16 protein-coding genes are annotated in these 20,558 nt (G+C 54.8%); 2 read left to right on the forward strand and 14 right to left on the reverse strand.

Annotation, left to right across the window (positions count from 1 at the left end; translation table 11 throughout):
* Nucleotides 1-36: 36 nt before the first annotated feature.
* The gene (locus TH25_RS21050; RefSeq protein ID WP_114090242.1) at nucleotides 37-957 is read left to right on the forward strand and encodes a glycoside hydrolase family 18 protein; all 921 of its coding nucleotides are present in this window, start codon (nucleotides 37-39) and stop codon (nucleotides 955-957) included.
* Nucleotides 958-973: 16 nt separating this feature from the next.
* Here the strand turns inward: TH25_RS21050 and TH25_RS21055 are convergent, their stop codons facing one another.
* From TH25_RS21055 to TH25_RS21100, 10 genes are all read right to left on the reverse strand, one after another.
* The gene (locus TH25_RS21055) at nucleotides 974-1,318 is read right to left on the reverse strand and encodes a type II toxin-antitoxin system RelE/ParE family toxin (RefSeq protein ID WP_114090243.1); all 345 of its coding nucleotides are present in this window, start codon (nucleotides 1,316-1,318) and stop codon (nucleotides 974-976) included.
* 3 nt (nucleotides 1,319-1,321) lie between these two features.
* Nucleotides 1,322-1,594, reverse strand: coding sequence for a type II toxin-antitoxin system ParD family antitoxin (locus TH25_RS21060; protein ID WP_114090244.1), 273 nt, complete (start codon nucleotides 1,592-1,594; stop codon nucleotides 1,322-1,324).
* Between the two features lie 165 nt (nucleotides 1,595-1,759).
* Entirely contained in the window at nucleotides 1,760-3,166 is a 1,407-nt protein-coding gene (lpdA, locus tag TH25_RS21065; protein WP_114090245.1) for a dihydrolipoyl dehydrogenase, read from the reverse strand.
* 24 nt (nucleotides 3,167-3,190) lie between these two features.
* On the reverse strand, nucleotides 3,191-4,471 hold the full coding sequence (odhB, locus tag TH25_RS21070; RefSeq protein ID WP_114090246.1) for a 2-oxoglutarate dehydrogenase complex dihydrolipoyllysine-residue succinyltransferase: 1,281 nt from the start codon (nucleotides 4,469-4,471) through the stop codon (nucleotides 3,191-3,193).
* Between the two features lie 110 nt (nucleotides 4,472-4,581).
* Entirely contained in the window at nucleotides 4,582-7,503 is a 2,922-nt protein-coding gene (locus tag TH25_RS21075; protein WP_114090247.1) for a 2-oxoglutarate dehydrogenase E1 component, read from the reverse strand.
* A 69-nt stretch (nucleotides 7,504-7,572) separates the two neighbouring features.
* Complete coding sequence (sucD, locus tag TH25_RS21080; RefSeq protein WP_114090248.1) at nucleotides 7,573-8,448, reverse strand: succinate--CoA ligase subunit alpha; 876 nt, start codon at nucleotides 8,446-8,448, stop codon at nucleotides 7,573-7,575.
* Nucleotides 8,449-8,450: 2 nt separating this feature from the next.
* The gene (gene sucC / locus TH25_RS21085; RefSeq protein ID WP_258549257.1) at nucleotides 8,451-9,680 is read right to left on the reverse strand and encodes an ADP-forming succinate--CoA ligase subunit beta; all 1,230 of its coding nucleotides are present in this window, start codon (nucleotides 9,678-9,680) and stop codon (nucleotides 8,451-8,453) included.
* Between the two features lie 149 nt (nucleotides 9,681-9,829).
* On the reverse strand, nucleotides 9,830-10,780 hold the full coding sequence (gene mdh, locus TH25_RS21090) for a malate dehydrogenase (RefSeq protein ID WP_114090250.1): 951 nt from the start codon (nucleotides 10,778-10,780) through the stop codon (nucleotides 9,830-9,832).
* 692 nt (nucleotides 10,781-11,472) lie between these two features.
* Nucleotides 11,473-12,600, reverse strand: coding sequence for a cell division protein ZapE (gene zapE / locus TH25_RS21095; protein ID WP_114090262.1), 1,128 nt, complete (start codon nucleotides 12,598-12,600; stop codon nucleotides 11,473-11,475).
* 198 nt (nucleotides 12,601-12,798) lie between these two features.
* On the reverse strand, nucleotides 12,799-13,788 hold the full coding sequence (locus tag TH25_RS21100; RefSeq protein ID WP_114090251.1) for a CorA family divalent cation transporter: 990 nt from the start codon (nucleotides 13,786-13,788) through the stop codon (nucleotides 12,799-12,801).
* 283 nt (nucleotides 13,789-14,071) lie between these two features.
* Here TH25_RS21100 and TH25_RS21105 point away from each other — a divergent pair, with 283 nt between their 5' ends.
* On the forward strand, nucleotides 14,072-16,678 hold the full coding sequence (locus TH25_RS21105; protein ID WP_258549256.1) for a DUF3772 domain-containing protein: 2,607 nt from the start codon (nucleotides 14,072-14,074) through the stop codon (nucleotides 16,676-16,678).
* 108 nt (nucleotides 16,679-16,786) lie between these two features.
* On the opposite strand, the gene TH25_RS21110 is transcribed toward TH25_RS21105, so the two are convergent.
* The 4 genes from TH25_RS21110 to TH25_RS21125 all read right to left on the reverse strand — a co-directional run bounded on the left by TH25_RS21110 (nucleotide 16,787) and on the right by TH25_RS21125 (nucleotide 20,223).
* Nucleotides 16,787-17,200 (reverse strand): NUDIX hydrolase, encoded by a 414-nt coding sequence (locus tag TH25_RS21110; protein WP_114090252.1) that lies wholly within the window; start codon nucleotides 17,198-17,200, stop codon nucleotides 16,787-16,789.
* Nucleotides 17,201-17,581: 381 nt separating this feature from the next.
* Complete coding sequence (locus TH25_RS21115) at nucleotides 17,582-18,025, reverse strand: hypothetical protein (protein ID WP_114090253.1); 444 nt, start codon at nucleotides 18,023-18,025, stop codon at nucleotides 17,582-17,584.
* Nucleotides 18,026-18,091: 66 nt separating this feature from the next.
* The gene (locus TH25_RS21120) at nucleotides 18,092-19,357 is read right to left on the reverse strand and encodes a hypothetical protein (RefSeq protein WP_114090254.1); all 1,266 of its coding nucleotides are present in this window, start codon (nucleotides 19,355-19,357) and stop codon (nucleotides 18,092-18,094) included.
* A 5-nt stretch (nucleotides 19,358-19,362) separates the two neighbouring features.
* Nucleotides 19,363-20,223, reverse strand: coding sequence for a CsgG/HfaB family protein (locus TH25_RS21125; protein WP_114090255.1), 861 nt, complete (start codon nucleotides 20,221-20,223; stop codon nucleotides 19,363-19,365).
* Nucleotides 20,224-20,558: the final 335 nt, after the last annotated feature.

Consider the following 20,558-nt stretch of genomic DNA (forward strand, 5'->3'; position numbering starts at 1 on the left):
TCGACAGGTACGGATTTCACAGGAAAGGCCTGATCGATGAAAACACTTCAAAACGTGATGTATACCGACAATGGCAATGCTCCGGTTTCCAAACTGGGGGGAACAGCCTGCACTATCGGTATCCAGAGCTTTATTTCAAATGCCAGCTTCAAAGACGGTCATTGTGCCCTTGAAATTGATTGGCCGCTGCAGGCGGCAATTAAGAATAATGATATTATCCCAGCCAAAGAAGGTGGAAAGCGCAAAATTCTTGTTGCGGTCGGGGGCGGAACATATTCGACCTCATCCTGGAAGGGCTGTGCGGATAACCTGGATGCCTTTGCTTCGGCTTTGATCGAATTTGTCAAAGAACATGAGTTTGATGGCATCGACATTGATTGGGAAGATACGGCCAATCTGGCCAATGTTGCGCAGCAAAAAGATGGCTATAATGCGGTAGCCTTCTTGGTCAATCTGACCAAAAAACTGCGGGCCGGGTTGCCTGCGCCGCACTATATCATCACTCACGCTCCGCAGCCGCCCTATTTTGAGTCCGCTTTTTATGGTGGCACCTATATGCAGGTGATGAAGCAGGTCGGGCCGCTGATCGATTATCTGAATATCCAGTATTACAATAATCCCGGTTCTGTCGGGAATGATGGCAAAGAGCAGGCGGTGAAGGTGGCAGGAACCATCGGCACGCCACCTTATCCGACAAGTATTGTTGGTCTGGCCGGGCAGGGCTTGCCGGTGGAAAAGCTGCTGGTGGGGAAACCAACTACGCCGTTAAATGCAGGAAGTGGCTTTTTGCCGGTCGATCCGTTTTGCAATGAAGTTGTAGCCCCGCTGGTTGCCAAATACGGGAACGGCTTTGGAGGTGTGATGGGCTGGCAATTGGCAGAGTCACCCAATAGTGCCGAGCTTGAATATGACTGGATCAGCAAGGTTGCCGATGCGCTGAATGGGAATGCCGGATAAGCGCCTTGGCATTCGGTCACATATGACGAGTGGGGTCCGTGCGCTCATGCAGCACGCGGATGACCTCGATAATGCCAGATCCTGTGGATCGGTAAAAAACGACATGCACAGGGCGGCCAACCGGCTGTCCTGTGCTTTCCAGGCGACTATGGCGGATATGAAAACAGCGAACGTCTGGTCGCACATCCGTGCGATCAAGGGTCAAATGCCCGTCAGGGGCATTTGCGATGCGTTTTAGTGCAGCAAGGATCAAAGCGGCGTAACGATTGCGCGCATCCTGTCCATGCCGGAATGCACTTTCGCCCAGAACCCTGGTAATGTCGGCTTTGGCCGATGCCGTAAGCCGATACGTTGCCGTCAAACGTTATGCTCCTGCCGCGTTACCGGTTTTGCCAAGCCAGGTTTCCAGTTCAGCCTCATCCATGTCATCGTATTGGCCGCTATCCAGGTCAGCAATGCCTGCATCAATACTTTTGCGCAGCAGTTCGAGCTTCAACTCGTCCTCTTTCCAGCGTTGTTGCAATCCTCGCACGGCATCCCGCATGGCTTCGCTGGCATTCTGGTATTTGCCAGTCTTGACCATTTTTTCAACGAACGCATCCTGGTCGTCGGTCAAATTGACGTTTCTGGTGGGCATGTTGCAACTCCGTTTTACCGGATAATTGTATCGATTTTGGCAAAGATTGCCAATTGCTGTTTCGGTGGAGCAAATCCTGTGATGATGGGCCGGACTGGGGGGGCAAACAAAAACGGCCGCCCCCGGAAAGGAGCGGCCGTTTGGCTGACAGGGTATTGTCAGAAATTACATGTGGATGGCGCGGCCATCGGCAGCGAGGGCGGCTTCCTTGACCGACTCACCCAGTGCCGGGTGGGCATGGCAGGTGCGCGCGATGTCTTCGGCGGATGCGCCATATTCCATCGCCAGAACGACTTCGGCAATCAGGTCGCCAGCAGCCGGGCCGACAATGTGGCAGCCGACAACGCGGTGCGTTTTTTTGTCTTCCAGGATTTTGACGAAACCTTCGGTGCTTTCCATTGCCTTCGCCCGGCCATTGGCGGTGAAGGGGAATTTACCGACGGAATAATCCGTGCCTTCGTCCTTCAGCTGCTCTTCGGTTTTGCCAACCGCAGCAACTTCCGGCCAGGTGTAAACAACGCCCGGGACCTTGCCGTAATCGACATGGCCTTCTTCGCCAGCCAGCATTTCGGCCAGGGCAACGCCGTCTTCTTCGGCCTTGTGGGCCAGCATCGGACCGGCAATGGCATCGCCAATGGCGAAAATGCCCTGAATGTTGGTCTGGAAGTGTTCGTCGGTTTTAACACGACCGCGATCATCCAGTTCAACACCCGCATTGTCCAGGCCAAGGCCGGTGACAAACGGGCGACGCCCGATGGCAACCAGAACCACATCGGCCTTGATTTCTTCGGCATCGCCACCCTTGGACGGTTCAACCGACAATTTTACGCCGCCCTTGGTGGTTTTCGCACCGGTCACCTTGTGACCCAGTTTGAATTCCAGGCCCTGTTTGGCGAAGATGCGCTGGGTCTGTTTGGCCAGTTCGCCATCCATGCCCGGCAGGATACGGTCAAGATATTCAATAACCGTAACTTCCGACCCCAGACGACGCCAGACCGAGCCCAGTTCCAGGCCGATTACGCCCGCACCGATTACAACCATCTTCTTGGGAACCGAAGAAAGTTCCAGCGCACCAGTGGAGGACACGATCTGCTTTTCGTCAATTTCCACACCCGGCAGCGGAGTGACTTCCGAACCGGTGGCAATGACGATGTTTTTCGTGCTCAGGGTTTCTTCGCCGCCATCAAGCAGATCAACCTTCACCTCGGTTGCCGAGACGATTTCGCCAGCACCCTTGATGTAGGTCACCTTGTTTTTCTTGAACAGGAATTCGATGCCCTTGACGTTGGACTCAACCACCTTGTCCTTGCGGGCCATCATCTTTTCAAGATTGACCTTCGGGCTGTTGATTTCGATGCCGTGGGTATCGAAATGCTGGTTGGCTTCCTCGAACAGGTGCGACGAATGCAACAGCGCCTTGGAGGGAATGCACCCCACATTCAGGCAGGTACCGCCCAGGGTGCCGCGTTTTTCAACGCAGGCAACCTTGAGACCAAGCTGTGCGGCGCGGATGGCGCATACATAGCCGCCAGGTCCGCCGCCGATCACGACAATGTCGTAGTTCTCGCTCATGAGTTCTTTGATCCTTTTGTCTGATCAGATATCGAGCAGGATGCGTTCCGGATTTTCGATACATTCCTTGACACGTACCAGGAACGACACCGCTTCGCGGCCATCAATGATACGGTGGTCATAGGACAGGGCCAGATACATCATCGGGCGGATTTCAACCTTGCCATCAATGGCGACCGGGCGCATCTGGGTTTTGTGCATGCCCAGAATACCGGACTGCGGTGCATTGAGGATCGGGGATGACAGCAGCGATCCGAACACACCCCCGTTGGAGATGGTGAAGGACCCGCCTGTCATTTCATCCATGCCCAGCTTGCCGTCGCGTGCACGCTTGCCGAAATCGACAATGGTGCTTTCGAGATCGGCGAAGGTTTTCTTTTCAGCCGAACGGATAACCGGAACCACCAGACCCTGCGGGGTGCCAACGGCAACGCCAATATCGCAGTAGTTTTTGTAGATGAAGGAATCGCCGTCAATTTCGGCATTCACCGCCGGCCATTCATTCAGCGCGGTGGTGCAGGCCTTGATGAAGAAGGACATGAAACCAAGCTTCACGCCGTGTTTCTTTTCAAAGCCGTCCTTGTATTTGTTCCGGCAGGCCAGAAGGTTGGTCATGTCGACTTCGTTATAGGTCGTCAACATGGCAGCCGTGTTCTGGGCTTCTTTCAGGCGGCGCGCAATGGTCTGGCGCAGCTTCGACATTTTGACGCGCTCTTCACCGTCGCGCAGGTCGCGCTGCGGTTTCGGACCGGCAGGTGCCGCCGGGGCCGGTGCAGCGGCGCGCGGGGCGGATTTGCCACCTTCAAGATAATCCAGAACGTCGCCCTTGGTCAGGCGGCCGTCTTTGCCCGATGCCGGAATTTTGGAGGCGTCAAGGTTGTTGTCTTCAACCAGCTTGCGCACGGCCGGGGCCAGCGGATGGTCGGTATTGGCAGACTGGGTTGCAGGCGCGCTGGCAGCAGCCGGTTTTTCCGCTTTCGGCTCTTCTTTTTTCGCCGGAGCAGCTTCTTCCTTGGCCGGGGCTTCTTCTTTGGCTGAAGAATCTTCCTTGGAAGCAGACCCTTCTGCCCCTTCGTTGATCATGGCGATCAGGGCGCCAACTTCGACTTCGTCACCTTCACTTGCCACCAGTTCGGCGATGGCACCAGCAACCGGCGCATTGACTTCGACGGTTACTTTGTCGGTTTCCAGTTCGACAATCGGTTCGTCAGCCGCAACAGTGTCGCCGACTTTTTTGTACCATTTGGCAATCGTGGCTTCGCTAACAGATTCGCCCAGTGCGGGAACTTTTACTTCAGTCGCCATTTTTTCCTCGACCGTTTTTTAAAAAGGCAATGTGGGGTTGCCGATTTCAAATAAAATTATGATGTGATCAGACCAGACAGGCAGGGAGCGGTCCCTGCCTGTCTGTGTCATCATTTTACGCTCAGTGCGGCGTCAACCAGTTCCGCCTGCTCGCGCAGGTGAACCTTGAGAAGACCCGTTGCCGGAGACGCTGCCGTGGCGCGACCCGCATAAACCGGACGTGACGTTTTGTGTTTGATGCCGGTCAGGACTTTTTCGATACGACGATCGACAAAGTACCACGAACCCATATTTTCGGGTTCTTCCTGACACCAGATCACATCGGCATTGCTGTAACGCGAAAGCTGTTCACCCAGTTCCTTTTCCGGGAACGGGTAAAGCTGCTCGACGCGCACGATGGCAACATCCTCGATCCCGCGATTTTCGCGTTCCGCCAGCAGGTCGTAATAAACCTTGCCCGAGCACAGAACGACACGTTTGACCTTTTTGTCGTCAACCAGTTTGGCCGTTTCGGCCAGAACGGGCTGGAAGGTTGTACCGGTGGCGAATTCGGACAGGTTCGATACGCATTGTTTGTGACGCAGCAGCGATTTCGGCGTCATCAGGATCAGCGGCTTGCGGAAGCTGCGGCGGATCTGGCGGCGCAGAATGTGGTAATAGTTTGCAGGGGTGGTGCAGTTCGCCACCTGCATGTTGTTTTCACCACAAAGCTGCAGATACCGTTCCAGACGGGCCGAGCTGTGTTCCGGACCCTGACCTTCAAAGCCGTGCGGCAGCAGCATGACCAGACCGGACATACGCAGCCATTTGGCTTCACCAGAACTGATAAACTGATCGATGATCACCTGGGCTCCGTTGGCAAAGTCGCCAAACTGGGCTTCCCACAGAACCAGCGAGTGCGGTTCTGCAAGGGTGATGCCATATTCAAACCCGAGAACACCGGCTTCGGACAGGGGCGAGTTGAGAACCTCAAGCTCGGCCTGGCCGGTACGGATATTGTTCAGCGGGGTGTATTTGGCCTCGGTGGTTTGGTCAATCAGCTTGGAATGACGTTGCGAGAACGTCCCGCGCTGGCTGTCCTGACCGGACAGACGCACCGGGGTGCCTTCGCACATCAGTGATCCAAATGCCAGGGCTTCGCCGGTGGCCCAGTCGATCCCTTCACCGGTCTCGAACATTTTGGCCTTGGCTTTAAGCTGGCGCAGGATTTTGCGGTTGATGTCAAAATCACTGGGCGGGGTCGAAAGCGCCCGGCCAATTTCCTGCAACAGGTTTTCGTCAACCCCGGTTTCACCGATCCAGTCCGCATCCTCGCCGTGGCTGGATGCCAGCCCCGACCATTTGCCTTCCAGCCAGTCCGCCTTGTTCGGGCGGTAGTTTTCGGATGCCTTGAATTCCTCGTCCAGATGGTTGTGGAATTTCTCAATGCGTTCCTTCACCTGGTCTTCGGTGAAAACACCTTCCTTGACCAGTTGCTGGGCGTAAATGTCCTTGGTGGTCGGATGTTTGCCGATCACGTCATACATTTTGGGCTGGGTGAATGCCGGTTCGTCGCTTTCATTGTGGCCAAAGCGGCGATAGCAGAACATGTCAATCACGACATCCTGCTTGAATTCCTGGCGGAATTCGGTCGCGATGCGGGCGGCATGAACCACGGCTTCGGGGTCGTCGCCATTGACGTGGATGATCGGGGCCTGAACGACCTTGGCGATATCCGAGCAATAGGGCGAAGAACGCGAATCAGACGGCTTGGTGGTAAAGCCGATCTGGTTGTTGACCACAAAGTGAATGGTACCACCGGTGCGGTAGCCCTTCAGATGCGAAAGATCAAACGTTTCGGCAACCAGGCCCTGACCGGCAAATGCCGCATCACCATGCAGCAGAATACCCATGACCTGTTCGCGCGCGGTGTCCTTGCGCTGGGCCTGTTTGGCGCGAACCTTACCCAGAACAACGGTGTTGACCGCTTCCAGATGCGAGGGGTTCGCGGTCAGCGACAGGTGAACGACATTGCCGTCAAATTCGCGGTCGGCCGAGGTGCCAAGGTGATATTTGACGTCGCCCGAGCCCATCACGTCATCGGGTTTCGACGGGTTGCCCATGAATTCCGAGAAAATCGCCTGGAACGGTTTGGACATCACATTGGCCAGAACGTTCAGACGGCCACGGTGCGGCATGCCAAAGACCACTTCGCGAATGCCAAGCTGGCTGCCGCGTTTCAGGATCTGTTCGAGGGCCGGAATAAGGGCTTCGCCACCGTCAATGCCGAAACGCTTGGTGCCGACATATTTGGTGTGAAGGTAATTTTCAAAACCTTCGGCTTCGATCAGACGATCCAGGATGGCTTCCTTGCCACGCTTGGTAAATTCGGTCTGATTGCCGATGGTTTCGATCCGCTGCTGAATCCATGCTTTCTGGTCGGGTTCCTGAATGTGCATGAATTCGATACCGATCGAACCGCAATAGGTTTTGCGGGCCATCGAGACGATCTGGCGGATGGTCGCCGTTTCAAGGCCTAGCACATTGGCAATGAAAATCGGACGGTCCATATCGGCTTCGGTAAAGCCATAGGTTTTCGGATGCAGTTCTGGATGCGGATCACGCGGGGCCAGGCCCAGCGGATCAAGATTGGCTTCCAGATGACCCCGCACGCGATAGGACCGGATCAGCATCAGGGCGCGAATGGAATCATTTGCCGCCGCCCGGATGGCATCGGAATTAACGGTGCCACCCTGGGCTGCGGGTGCCTGTGCAGCCGCGACCGGGGCGTAACCGCCATTGACCGGACGTTCGCTGTATCCCTGGGATACGTCGTAACCTTCCATGCCGCCCACAACCTTGGTTTCCCGTGGCTGCCAGGTCGGACCGCGCATTTCGGCGAGGAGGTCGGATGCGTCGTCCTGCAACCCTGCAAAAAAGTCAGCCCAGCTCTGGTCTACCGACTGGGGGCTTTCCAGATACCGGGCGTAGAGTTCCGCGATATAGGTTGCATTCGACTCGGTTAGAATCGTGTCAATATCTTGAGGTTTCATTTGTGGTCGTGGAAGGCGTTGACCCCACAGGGGTTACGCCTTCCTTTGCCTTTCCTCTGATTACCCTGATTACCCTTTCAAAGCCTTGAGCATGGTCGAGCCAAGGCTTGCCGGGGAATCGGCAACATGAACACCAGCGCTGCGCATTGCTTCCATCTTCGCATCGGCTGTGCCCTTGCCACCGGAAATGATCGCACCGGCATGGCCCATGCGTTTACCCGGAGGTGCGGAAACACCGGCGATGAAGCCAGCAACTGGTTTCTTTACTTTGGAAGCCTGGAGGAATTCGCAAGCCTCTTCTTCGGCAGAACCGCCAATTTCACCAATCATGATGATGCCTTCGGTTTCCGGATCCTTCAGGAACAGGTCCAGGCAATCGATGAAGTTGGTGCCATTGACCGGGTCGCCACCGATACCGATACAGGTGGACTGGCCAAGGCCGGCTGCCGTGGTCTGGGCAACGGCTTCGTAGGTCAGCGTACCGGAACGTGAAACGATACCGATTTTGCCGCGGCGGTGAATGTGACCGGGCATAATGCCGATTTTGCATTCATCCGGGGTAATGATACCCGGGCAGTTCGGGCCGATCAGGCGGGTGTTGGAACCCGACAGGGCGCGTTTGACGCGCACCATGTCTGCAACCGGAATACCTTCGGTGATGCAAACAGCCAGTTCAATACCGGCATCAATGGCTTCGAGGATGGCGTCCGCTGCGAAGGGCGGCGGCACATAGATGACCGATGCGTTGGCTTCGGTCACGTGCTTTGCTTCGGCAACGGTGTTGAAAACCGGCAGGTCAAGGTGCTTGGTGCCACCTTTGCCCGGGGTGACGCCACCAACCATTTTGGTGCCATAGGCAATGGCCTGTTCGCTGTGGAAGGTGCCCTGCGAACCGGTGAAACCCTGGCAGATAACTTTGGTGTTTTTATCGACGAGAACAGCCATGGTTACGCGGCCTCCTTCACAGCTTTGACCACCTTTTCGGCGGCGTCGGCAAGATTGTCGGCCGACACGATCGGCAGGCCGGATTCTTCAAGGATCTTCTTACCGAGATCAACATTCGTGCCTTCAAGGCGAACGACCAGCGGAACATTCAGGCTGACTTCGCGTGCCGCGGCAACAACGCCCTCGGCGATCACGTCGCAACGCATGATGCCGCCAAAGATGTTGACCAGAATGCCTTCGACATTCGGGTCAGACAGGATCAGCTTGAACGCGGTGGTCACACGTTCCTTGGTGGCACCGCCGCCAACGTCTAGGAAGTTGGCCGGTTCGCCGCCATAAAGCTTGATGATGTCCATCGTGGCCATTGCCAGGCCAGCACCATTCACCATGCAGCCGATGGTGCCATCGAGCTTGACATAGTTCAGGCTGTGCTTGGCAGCTTCGAGCTCGGCGGGGTTTTCTTCGTCTTCGTCGCGCAGGGCTTCGATGTCCTGATGACGGAACAGCGCGTTGTCATCGAAGTTCATTTTGCAATCGAGTGCGATGATGTCGCCTTCGCCGGTCACGACCAGCGGGTTGATTTCAACCATCGATGCGTCGGTATCAAGGAAGCAGTTATACATGGCGGTCATGAATTTGACAGCCTTGGAAACCTGCTTGCCTTCAAGGCCCAGGGCGAAAGCCAGCTTGCGACCGTGGAAGCCCGAGAAACCGGCAGCCGGGTCGATGTCAACGGTAACGATCTTTTCCGGGGTTTCGGCCGCGACTTCTTCGATGTCCATGCCGCCTTCGGTCGAAGCCATGAAAATGATGCGCGAGCAGCCGCGATCCACGAGAACCGAAAGATACAGTTCGCGGGCGATGTCGCAACCTTCTTCGATATAGACGCGCTTGACTTCCTTGCCGTCCGGCCCGGTCTGGTGGGTAACCAGGGTCGCGCCCAGCATCTGGCCTGCATTGGTGCCGACTTCCTCGACACTTTTAACGACGCGAACGCCGCCTTTGTCACCGGCCGTGGCTTCCTTGAAGGTGCCTTTGCCGCGGCCGCCAGCATGGATCTGGGACTTGACGACATAAACGGGGCCAGCGAGCGACTGGGCCGCTTCGGTGGCTTCCTGTGCAGTGTAGGCAACCTTGCCGTTTGGCACGGTCACACCGTATTTGCGAAGAATTTCTTTCGCCTGGTACTCATGAATGTTCATGTTCGGTCGCTTTCTTGCCTTCCATACGATTTCCTGTGGGTCAGAAACCGTGGTTTCAATGTCCCGCTTGCAATAGGGACGTTGTTGCGATCGGCGCGGCCATTACCTTGAAAAATTTCCAGTCAGGGCAATGACAGAAAAACGGGCCAGTTGGCTAAAACCGGCCCGTTCCGCGTTTCTTACAGCATGCCCTTGGCGGCATCGACAAGGCCGCGAACGGCCGCCACGGACTTGTTGAAGTTCTCTTGTTCTTCGGAATCGAGGTTGATTTCGACAACACGCTCAACACCACCTGCACCCAGAACAACCGGGACACCGACATAAAGGCCGTCAACGCCGTACTGGCCGCTCAGATAAGCCGCAACCGGCATGACGCGCTTTTGGTCCTTGAGGTAGCTTTCAGCCATCGCGATGGCCGAGGCGGCCGGGGCATAGAATGCCGAACCGGTTTTGAGCAGGCCAACGATTTCGGCACCGCCATCACGGGTCCGCTGAACGATCTGGTCGATCTTTTCCTGGGTGGTCCAGCCCATTTTGATCAGGTCGGGAACCGGGATACCGGCAACGGTCGAATAACGGATCGACGGCACCATCGTGTCGCCGTGGCCGCCCAGCACAAAGGCGGTAACGTCTTTGACCGATACGTTGAATTCTTCGGCAAGGAAGTAACGGAAACGGGCAGAGTCCAGAACGCCGGCCATGCCGACAACTTTCTTCGGATCAAAGCCGGTTGCCTGCTGCATTACCCAAACCATCGCATCAAGCGGGTTGGTAATAACAATCACAAACGCGTCCGGGGCATGTTCCTTGATGCCCTGACCAACCTGGGTCATGACCTTGGTGTTGATGCCGATCAGGTCATCACGGCTCATACCCGGTTTACGGGCAACACCGGCGGTGACGATAACAACGTCTGCACCGGCGATATCAGCATAGTCGCTGCTACCCTTGAGGTCGGCATCGAACATGTCGACGGGTGAGGATTCAGCAATATCAAGCGATTTGCCCTGCGGCATGCCATCAACGATGTCGAAAAGGACGACGTCGCCAAGCTCTTTCAGGCCAGCGAGGTGGGCCAGAGTACCACCGATATTGCCAGCGCCGACGAGCGCGATCTTGTTGCGGGCCATTCCGTTACCTTCTTCCCTATTGCGCTTCCGAAGTCTTGAAAACTTAACTGGGGAGCGCGATTGAAAATGTAAACCTGCGAACGCGAAACATTCGGTCGCAAACACCGAGTGTGGTAAACCGATTCGTCCCGTTTTACAAGGGGAAACGCCGTTGTTTTGACGCGGAAAACCGCCAGTTCGGCGACTGTTGCGACTATTGTCTAAACGCTTAAAAAGCGATCATGTTGCGCGTGCGAAACAAGCGCAAGGCGTGAAAAACACAGGCGCTCTATGTTGCAGAGGACTGCCTATCAGTTTGGCAGCGGTGCCAAATTTTGGCGCGTTATGTTGTAAAACTTCCAAGGTTTGCGCCAAGTGGGGATCAGCCATGCGGTCAGCGGGACGTTAAATCACGCGATCTGATTAAATATTCTGCTGTTTTTTCCTTTTTAAAGCAGCCCTTGCGCAAGATTCTGTATGTGTCGGGGCGGTGTCGGGTTGAATAACGCAACAGGAAAGTCAGCCATTGGTCTTGGAGTCGTCGCGGGCCTGTCTGTTTAAGCCTTTGTCGGGGCACGGTTGACGACATAACAGGATGTTGCCCGATCATTTCCCGGGAAAACCAAAACCGCCCGAAAAGCAGGGTTATGTGCCTGCCGGGCGGCCTGGTTTTGCCGTCAGATATAGCGCCGGGTATGAACCCGGCTTTGCAATCAGGTCAGGTGGGGTTGATCAAGATATTCCTGGCTGCGCATTTCGGTCAGCCGCGAGACGGTACGCTGGAACTCGAAAGAGAAATCCCCGTCCGGATACAGATCCTCGGGGCTGGTTTCCATTGCGCAAATCAGATTGGTTTTGTGCTCATACATGGCATCAATCAGCGTGTTGAACCGTTTGGCCCAGTCCCGGCGCGAGGGCGGCATTTGCGGGATCAGGTCAATCACGATGGTGTGAAAATGGGTCGCGAGCGCAATATAGTCGCCCGGGCCAAGCGGGCGAGTGCACAGTTCCTCGAAACTGAAACGTGCAACACCGGCCCCGGCGGCGCGAATGGCAATATCGCGGCCTTTGACCCGCAGGCTGCTGGCTTCGACCCGTGCCCCTTCGGTTACTTTGGCAAACAACTCGTCAATCCGGGCCGGGGTTTTGTCATCGGCAGGATAGACAAAAACGTCGGCGGCTGTCAGATGGCGCATGCGATAGTCGGTGCGGCTGGCAAGTTCCAGCACATCGAGCTTGTCCTTGATAATGTCGATAAAGGGTAAAAAGTTCTGGCGTTGCAGGCCATCCTTGTAAAGGTCATCGGGCACGCGGTTTGATGTGGTGACAACCACCACCCCCTGATCGAACAATTGCTCGAACAGGCGGCCCACAATCATGGCATCGGTAATATCGGTGATCTGCATTTCGTCAAAGCACAGCAGCCAGGCCTGTTTTGCCAGGTCTTTGGCAATCGGCGGAATAGGGTCAGAATCACTGTCGCTGCGGGTTTTGCGAAATTTGTGCAGCCGGTCATGTACATCCTGCATGAAATCATGAAAATGCACCCGGCGTTTATGTTCAACCGGGACGGTTTCATAAAACAGGTCCATCAACATCGATTTGCCACGCCCGACTTCGCCGTAAATATAGAGGCCCTGGGGCGGTTCGGGGTCATTGCGGCGTTTTGCCAGGCCAAACCGTTCAAACCAGGTGCCTTTGCCATTATTGGGGCGATAATCGCTCAGGGCGTTAAACAGGCTTTGCAGTTTTTCGGCGCACAGTTCCTGCATGGCATCATGGCTGAGTTCACCATTGGCGATTTTTTTGCGGTATCGGGGTAACGGGCCGTCAGAAGACATTCGGTCACTTTCGCTTGGTGGGAGACGCGGCAATGAGGGCACATCTTTGTCCGGCAAATATTCTTTCAGATCGGCGGGATATTTGTCCGGACAATGAAAAATCAAGTTTCACAAACTAAAAAGACATAAAACATCGCCTTGGTGCATTGCAATAAGTGCGATGCTGTTCTGCTTGCAAAATAGCAGGGACGTGAAGGCTCAGATCAGGCGCATTTTTTTAAACAGCCAGATTTCCAGCCCCACCAGCAGCGCAAGAATGACAGATACGCCCCAAAAGCCCCAGCTATTGTCGGCAGCGGGAATACCCCCCACATTGACGCCCAAAAGGCCGGTGACAAAACTGATGGGCAGGAAGAGCCCGGCAATGACGGTTAGCCAATACATGGTGCGGTTCATGCGTTCGGTTTCAACGGCCATCAGGCTGTCATTGGCGATCTGGATGCGTTCGCGCAGGCTGTCGAGCTCTTCGACCATGCGGGTAACACGTTCGGTCAGGGTACGGGCGCGGCGTTTGTGGGTTTTGTCGTCCCAGGCTGGTTTCTGGTCGTAAAACTTGGCCAGGGCATCACGCTGGGGGGCGATATGACGCCGCAACCTTGATAGACGGTGGCGCATATCGGCGGTTTTCAGGCGCAATGGCAGGGTTCTGGTTTCGGGGACTTCCTCAATCTCGTCTTCAAGATCATCGAGATTTTCCTCGATCGTGCGTATTTCGGCATCAATCCGGACATTCAGCCGTTCTGCCACCGTCATAACAAAGGAATCCCGACAGGTCGGGGCCGTCCCTTCGGCAATGCTGGCGCGAATATCGTCAAAGGCGAACATGTGCTGATTGCGTAATGTGATCACCATCTTTTCGCCACACCAGATACGAACCGAAATCATGTCGGCAGGGTCGGATTCCCGGTTAAGATTAACGCCGCGCAAGTTCATGGAATAGCCATGATCATAAAACAAAACCGTTGGCCGGGTTCCCCGGGTGGCAAGGGTGTCCACGATACTGGGTTCCAGGCCGGCTTTTTCGGTCAGCCAGGTGATCACCCCCTCTTCCATCCAGTCAAGGTGAACCCAGATATATTCTCCCTCCTGTGCTAAAGGAAAGGATGTGGCAAAATCCTCGACTGAAAGGGCTGTTCCCTGGCCGGTCCGGTTAATGCGGAAGGCGTTGATCAGTGCTTTTGGTGTCATTGGCGTGGGTCCGTGGCGCTATGGAGACGGTTAAGGGCGGTTTGGTAAAATTTTATCTTTAACAAACACTGTTTAAAGGCATTCATCTGACAATATGTTCCCGTCGGTTGCCAAATGTCATGTTTGCCGGTTCTGCGAGATAGGGCGTGGTATGGCCCGATTGGCGCGCTTGGCATGATACGGGAACGATAGGGTGACTGGATCGTTTGATCTGTCATGACAAATCGGGCAGAAAATACATACCCTGCGGGATGATAGAAAATTTACGATGGTTCGGAAAAAAATGAACATGTTTCGCCGCGTTTTGATGCTGGTTCTGTTTGGCCTGTTCATGGCATCGATGAGTGCGGGTCTTGCGGGTGGTGCTTACGCACAAAGCAATGCCGATGGCCATGAAGAAGCCAATATTTTGGAAAATTCGCAAAAGACGCTGGCACACTGGAACAAGACCTTTGACGCGGTCGAAAAGCAATTGTCCAGTTCGAGCGTGAGCGGGCGTGAACTGGCTGACAGCCGCTCGGATCTGGAGCAGGCGATTGACGCCACCCGTGATCTTGAGGCTCTGGCGCAAAGCAAACTGGAACGTTTGAACGCCGCCCTGGGCAAGCTGGGCCCCAAACCGGAGGGCGATGCCTCGGAAGTTCCGGCGGTGACGGTGGAGCGTGACCGGTTAAACAAGGAAATCGCAAGGGTTAGCGGCATTCAGAAACAGGGGGAACTGGCAGCCTTTAGGGCCGGTGAATTGCTTGACCAGGTCGGTCGCATGTCGCGCGAACGTTTTACCCGTCGCATTTTCAGCCGGGCTGATGTGCCGTGGGATCCTGCTGTCTGGCAAAAAAGCTGGGCCGAAGCGATGCGCCTGCCCGAGGTGGTGCGCAGTCGTTATTCCGATGTCAATCTGGCCGACCATATTGGCGATCGCCTGGAAGATGTTGCCCCGGAACTTGTGTTTTTGCTCTTTGCCATTGCGGCGGCCCTGATTGGCGGCGAGGTTGTTATTTTCCGGTTTTTGCCGGTTCGCTGGCGCGCGGCCAAGGGGGACGACCGGCTGGCCCTGATATCGGGCATACGTTTTACGCTTTCGGCGATCATACCGGGCATTTTGTTGTTTGTCTTTTATCGCATTATTGCCTCCCAGGGCGATTTGATGCAGGGCAGCGGGGGTGAACTGATCAACCAGTTCTTTTTTGCCGCCCTGTTTATGCTTTTTGTCGGTGCTTCCATTCGCAGTGTGTTTTCGCCCTTTGCCCCGCAAATGCGCTCTGCCGGGACAACGACCACCGGCGCACGGGTGGTCGGGTTTGCCGCCCTGTTTGCCGCCGTTATTTTTGCCTTTGACATTGTGCTGCTGCAAGGGGCGACAACGATTGGCGCATCGCTTGATCTTGCCCTGGTGCAAAGCCTGAGCAACATTACCCTGATTTGCGCGGTGATGTTTGTTGCCGCCCTTGGCGTCTGGTGGGAACATGACGCGATTGATGAACAGCAAAGCTGGTGGCGCAAGGTTGAACGGCGCTGCCGCCGGGTTGTGCTTTTTGTGTCGGTTGTTTTGCCGCTTTTGTCCTTTGTCGGTTATGTGGCGCTGGCGCGATTTGTGCTGGAAAATATGATGCTGGCGCTGGCCTTTGCCACCAGCTACTGGATTCTGCGCGAATTTTTGCGCGCCCTTGTTCATATTTATCTGGTCAAGCCGGATACCGAAAAGGATGAAAACGCCACCGATGCGGTGCATGGCACGCTGTATTTCTGGTTGCGTGTCACGATTGATGCGATGATGCTGGCCATCGCTGTGCCAACCGCGATCATGGTCTTTACCGATATTGCCTGGGCAGACCTGATTGGTGCCGTTGAGACCGCCTTTGTCGGGATTCAGATTGGCAGTATCAACTTTTCGCTGCGTGCCATCCTGATTGGTGTGTTGCTGTTTTTGCTGCTGTTAAGCCTGATGCGGTTTTTCCAGCGGATGCTTAATACCCGTGTGCTGCCCAATACCAAGCTGGACCAGGGTTTGCAGCATTCGGTTTCGGCGATATTCGGTTATGTTGGCATTGGTCTTGCGGTGCTGATTGCGGTGTCGGCCGCCGGGGTGGATCTGTCGAACCTTGCCATTATCGCCGGTGCCATTTCGGTTGGTATCGGTTTCGGGATGCAAAGTATTGTGAACAACTTTGTGTCCGGTCTGATTTTGCTGATTGAGAGGCCCATCAAGGTTGGTGACTGGATTGTGGTCGGGGCGGATCAGGGTTTTGTGAAGGATATTCGTGTGCGCGCCACCGAGATCGAGACCTTTGATCGCTCGTCGGTGGTGATTCCCAATTCCGAACTGATTTCAAACCGGGTTCTGAACTGGACGCTGAAGGAACGGTCGGGCCGGGGGATTGTGCCGATTGGCGTTTCCTATAGTGCGGATGCCAACAAGGTGCGCGATATTTTGTTGGAAATGGCGGATAAACGCCGGGAAATTCTCAGCTACCCCGCACCCCAGGTGGTGTTTATCGGTTTTGGCGACAGTTCGCTGGATTTTGAACTGCGTTATTTCCTGCGCGACATTGGCGATGTGCTGGCGGTGGCAAGTTCGATCCGGTTCGAGGTGCTGGAGCGGTTCCGCGAAGAAGGCATTGAAATTCCATTCCCGCAACGTGACGTCAATCTGCGCGATATTGACCGCCTGGAAGATGCCATTCGCAGCCTTGCCGGTCAGAGAAGCACCAGGTCGGACCCTGTGAAGGATAAGGACCAGGATGAGGGTGGCAAAATGCCACCTGCGGATAGCGGGCCTGGTGCACACCTGGATAAATCGCAAAATACGATCCCGTCTGATTCCTCGACGTCCGAAATTCCCGGAAGTGCGACACCTGCCACACGGGAACTGCCTGACGCAGATCGATAAGACGTTATCGGCGTCATATGGCCTGATACATGCTGGTTGGTAAAAGAACCAGGCTTGCGAAGGGATCATGGGTCACTTGGAAACGGAGGAGGGCGGTCTCCTCCGTTTTCAGGAGCAGGATGTTTTGCGTGCTGTATCGCAAAGCAACGCGGAGGTAATTTTTTGGCCCATCGGCGCCATCAAGTGGCGTTCCTCCTGCCCAAGCCAGCGCATTTCGGCAATTTCGCGTGACGGTGCTAACGTGCCCGCATAATCGGCCTGAAAACAGGTCATGTGGACAATTGTGCCGTCGGGCAGGTTATGGCCGTGGCCGGAAAAGACACCGATTTCGGTGATGGTTTCGGATAACAGGTCGACACCCAGTTCTTCGCGGATTTCACGTTTCAGGGCGGCAAGGGCGGTTTCCCCGGCATCAATTTTGCCGCCAGGCAGGTAAAATCTGTCGCGGCCATGCGTGCGAACAGAAAGCGTGCGTCCGTCTTTTTGCAGAACCCAGTTAACAGTTTTGATGGTTTTGGACATGGCGAGCCTTACCAGTTTTGTTTTAACCACACGAAAAAACCGGTCTGGTGCCGGTTTGCGTAGTGGGCATTCATATATGATTATGATGGGATCACAACCTGTCTATTCCGGTTTGTGAAAGCAGGGACCGAGTTTAGGCGATTTGTTGAGGGAAGGATCGCATGTGCCGAATGGTGCGGTAAAAAATTGCACCAAGATGTGTACCAGAGGGGCAGGTGGGCCCAAGTGAAATGGGATATAGCGTGCGGTAAAAAGCCCGGCCCGAGGGACTATGGGGAGTTGTGCGGGCCGGGAGGGCGTTCCGGATTGGGGTCAGAACGAGCAAGAGTGCCGCCACGGGATGTTGGGGGTGGGCGGCATCCGGCATCATTAATTGATTGATTATTCGTTGCCGGACAGGTTTTCGAGCGCATCGCTCAAATTCGTGGTGTTGGTTTGCGTATTTGAATTTGCGGTTTGATCGCCAACGGAATCCTGCCCTGTATTTACCGTGCCATTGGAATTATTGAGGATGACGCAGGCGGAGTTAGCTGTTGCATTTGCCGTTCCGCCACCCCCGCCACACACCAGTTGGGTGAGGCTGTTTGTGCCGGAAGATGCGCCAGTTCCCGTTCCGCTGAGCATGCCAGATTCTGCCTGTTTCATGACGACAGCCAATGAGGCGCGGTTTTGAGCAGGGGCAGACCAGGGTTTTTCAAACATTTGTGCCTGTGCTGCAAAGGACCCCGATGCCGTGATGATGGTGGCAAGAACAAGCCATTTTGCCACCTGCCGGGAACGGGGATGCCAGCATAAGGCCGGTTGTGACCGGGGGTTCATAAACATCGGAATTTCCTTTTGTCGGACATGAAGGGAAAGAGAGGGTCGCGACCCTCTCTTTGGAGGCGGAGATCAGTCGTTGATTGCCGGGGCACCGACCTTGATCGACAGGTTATTGCCGATGGCGGTTGCTGCACCGTTGATCACAGGCTGATCGAGCGTGCCAAGATTGGTGTAGTGGTTCAGATTGACGTTGTAGATATTGCTGCTTGCTGCAACATCGGCATAGGCAAACTGTGTCACATCGGCGATCAGGGCGGCATCAGGCTGGATGCCGTCATTGTCGTCATTATCACCATAGTTGCCGCCGCCATGACCCGGGAAGAAGGCCGCCGACATGGCCGGGGTTTCATCGGTCGGGGTTTCGGTTGCGGCGATGGGCTGAACCGAAATGTTCATGTTATTGGCAAGGGCGGTTGCGCTGGCATCAACAGCAAAGTTGTTGATGTTATAGGCATTGGACGTTGCCGTTACCGATGCTGGTGCGATGTCGCCATTCAATGCCAGAAGGGTCAGACCCAAGGCACCGGAAAGGTTGGTGTTGGGACTGGTATGTGACCCCATATCATAGCTGTTCGCTGCAGCATCGCCGCCACCCGAAGAGGCACCGCTGCCATCAGCCGCATCGAAATTGAATTGCCCGGCATGAACATTGACCGTTCCTTCACCCGAAATTGAGGTGTTGTTGGCCAGTGCCGTTGCGGTCGCATTGAGCGAGGGCAGTTCTGTCGCGGCATCATAGTTGTCGGTTGGCTGGATATTATCAACCGTTACCGTAAAGATGACGCCATCGGTTTCGCCATTGCCAACGCCGTCATCGCCAAACGGATCATAGACGGCACCGGTGACATTGATGTCTGCGCCGTCAAAGGCACCACTGGCCGACGTCACGCCACCTTCGGAATCCGGGTTGTTGCCCGCCGGACCATTTGCAATGCCGAAGGAGGACGGGTTTGTCCCCTGACCTGCGGCGATGCCATCCACGTTGCCTGATGTGGTTTCGCTAAAGTCGGCAACATCGGGGTCGAGGCTGGTTGACGAGCTGTTTGCCCAGGCTTCGCCTTCAAAGGTAAAAGTGCCCGACTGTTCGGTCATGATCGGCTGATTATTATTCACATCATGCACATTCGAGGTTGCCGACGTGCTGCCGAGTTTTTCCTGCAAAACTTCAACCATCGAAAAATTGGCCGGATCGTCAATGTTCAGGTCAATATCGACATTGGTATCGACGTTGCCGTCCCAGGACCATTCGACATTGTCAAACGCATAGGCCGGCGCCCCAATTGCCAATACACCTGCAGTCATGATGGTGCCCAGCAACAGTTTGGTCTTAAGCATTTTGCTTACTCCTGTTGATTTGCTTTGTGCTCTTTGGATAAAGAAGAAAACCGCTCAAGATGCGCACTCATGTCGTTTGCTTTGCTAAGTGTGCATTCCGGTGTTTGCGGCAGCCCCAAGAAATCTGTCATGATTTGATAGACCCCCATTTCTGCAACCGCTCTGACGCCAAGCTGTAGCGGCTCGTTCCGGATGCGCCCGGCGTCAAATTCGACAAGGTTTATTCCGAAGAAACGAAAGACGCCGGCGCTGACTTCGTAGCCCATAATCTGCTTTTGCAGTGCGCTGACATAACGGACGGCGAAAGATTTTGAATCGATGACCCGCAGATCCATTGCGACATTGATGACAACAGTTCTGCCGCCCCCGCCTATGCCGCGCACATAAAGCTGCGCGCCTTCGCTAAGGATGTTGTAATTGAGTTCTGTTACCGCCCCGACGAGGATGAAATCCGACGCGGGAATTTTGCCATATTGCTCGATATTGCGGGTTAAGCGGCCCTGTTCGGACAGGCGAACTTCGGCAAGCGGAATGCGTAAATCAAAGCGTTCCACCAGATTGGCCCGCCCTGATTTGTAAAGGGCGCTCATAACCATTTCGCTGACACCCTGAGAAACGGCATGGCCGTTTTCGTCGTAATTGAGCTGCCCTGTTTTATCGGCAATTTCACCAACTGCGAAAATCGGAAGCCGGTTTGCCGGCACGTCTTTGAGCTGGCGCAGGCAGGCACTGTAGGGTGTTTCGTTATCAGTGACCGGAAAAGAGATCATGGGATCAATGCGGTTCTGAGAATAAGAACCGGGTCCCGGCGCACACGCTGCGAGGCTTGTCGCGGCCAATGCGGTTGCTGCTAATTTGCGAAGCATTTTTCCTGTCCCTGCTGAAGTCTTCCCCAAAGTCAAACGGCATTTTAACTTGCGTTTGTCTTCGGTTAATATGACACAGAGGGATTTAATTTCTAGATTACATAAGTAGTTATTTCGTGGTTAAAATTGATTATTAATTTTATATCAGTTTTGATTATATTTTTATTTTTAGGTATTGCGATAATTATTTCGGGATAGCCCGTTTTATATAGGAATATGCTATCGGGCATATTGCCATGCTGCCAGAAAGTGCATTGAATCAAATAGCTTAACTTTCTGCAGGAAATCATATCGATATGAGCATGTGGACACCCGCAAAAACCTATCGTCAGAGC

Source organism: Thalassospira profundimaris (assembly GCF_003326755.1).
In the GTDB taxonomy this organism is placed as follows: Bacteria; Pseudomonadota; Alphaproteobacteria; order Rhodospirillales; family Thalassospiraceae; genus Thalassospira; species Thalassospira profundimaris_B.

What these genes read in the sequence shown, in the direction of transcription:
- TH25_RS21050 (WP_114090242.1), top strand. Translation starts at nt 37, where the DNA reads ATGAAAACACTTCAAAACGTGATGTATACCGACAATGGCAATGCTCCG.
- TH25_RS21060 (WP_114090244.1), bottom strand. Translation starts at nt 1,594, where the DNA reads ATGCCCACCAGAAACGTCAATTTGACCGACGACCAGGATGCGTTCGTT.
- lpdA (WP_114090245.1), bottom strand. Translation starts at nt 3,166, where the DNA reads ATGAGCGAGAACTACGACATTGTCGTGATCGGCGGCGGACCTGGCGGC.
- odhB (WP_114090246.1), bottom strand. Translation starts at nt 4,471, where the DNA reads ATGGCGACTGAAGTAAAAGTTCCCGCACTGGGCGAATCTGTTAGCGAA.
- TH25_RS21075 (WP_114090247.1), bottom strand. Translation starts at nt 7,503, where the DNA reads ATGAAACCTCAAGATATTGACACGATTCTAACCGAGTCGAATGCAACC.
- sucD (WP_114090248.1), bottom strand. Translation starts at nt 8,448, where the DNA reads ATGGCTGTTCTCGTCGATAAAAACACCAAAGTTATCTGCCAGGGTTTC.
- mdh (WP_114090250.1), bottom strand. Translation starts at nt 10,780, where the DNA reads ATGGCCCGCAACAAGATCGCGCTCGTCGGCGCTGGCAATATCGGTGGT.
- zapE (WP_114090262.1), bottom strand. Translation starts at nt 12,600, where the DNA reads ATGTCTTCTGACGGCCCGTTACCCCGATACCGCAAAAAAATCGCCAAT.
- TH25_RS21100 (WP_114090251.1), bottom strand. Translation starts at nt 13,788, where the DNA reads ATGACACCAAAAGCACTGATCAACGCCTTCCGCATTAACCGGACCGGC.
- TH25_RS21105 (WP_258549256.1), top strand. Translation starts at nt 14,072, where the DNA reads ATGAACATGTTTCGCCGCGTTTTGATGCTGGTTCTGTTTGGCCTGTTC.
- TH25_RS21110 (WP_114090252.1), bottom strand. Translation starts at nt 17,200, where the DNA reads ATGTCCAAAACCATCAAAACTGTTAACTGGGTTCTGCAAAAAGACGGA.
- TH25_RS21115 (WP_114090253.1), bottom strand. Translation starts at nt 18,025, where the DNA reads ATGTTTATGAACCCCCGGTCACAACCGGCCTTATGCTGGCATCCCCGT.
- TH25_RS21120 (WP_114090254.1), bottom strand. Translation starts at nt 19,357, where the DNA reads ATGCTTAAGACCAAACTGTTGCTGGGCACCATCATGACTGCAGGTGTA.
- TH25_RS21125 (WP_114090255.1), bottom strand. Translation starts at nt 20,223, where the DNA reads ATGCTTCGCAAATTAGCAGCAACCGCATTGGCCGCGACAAGCCTCGCA.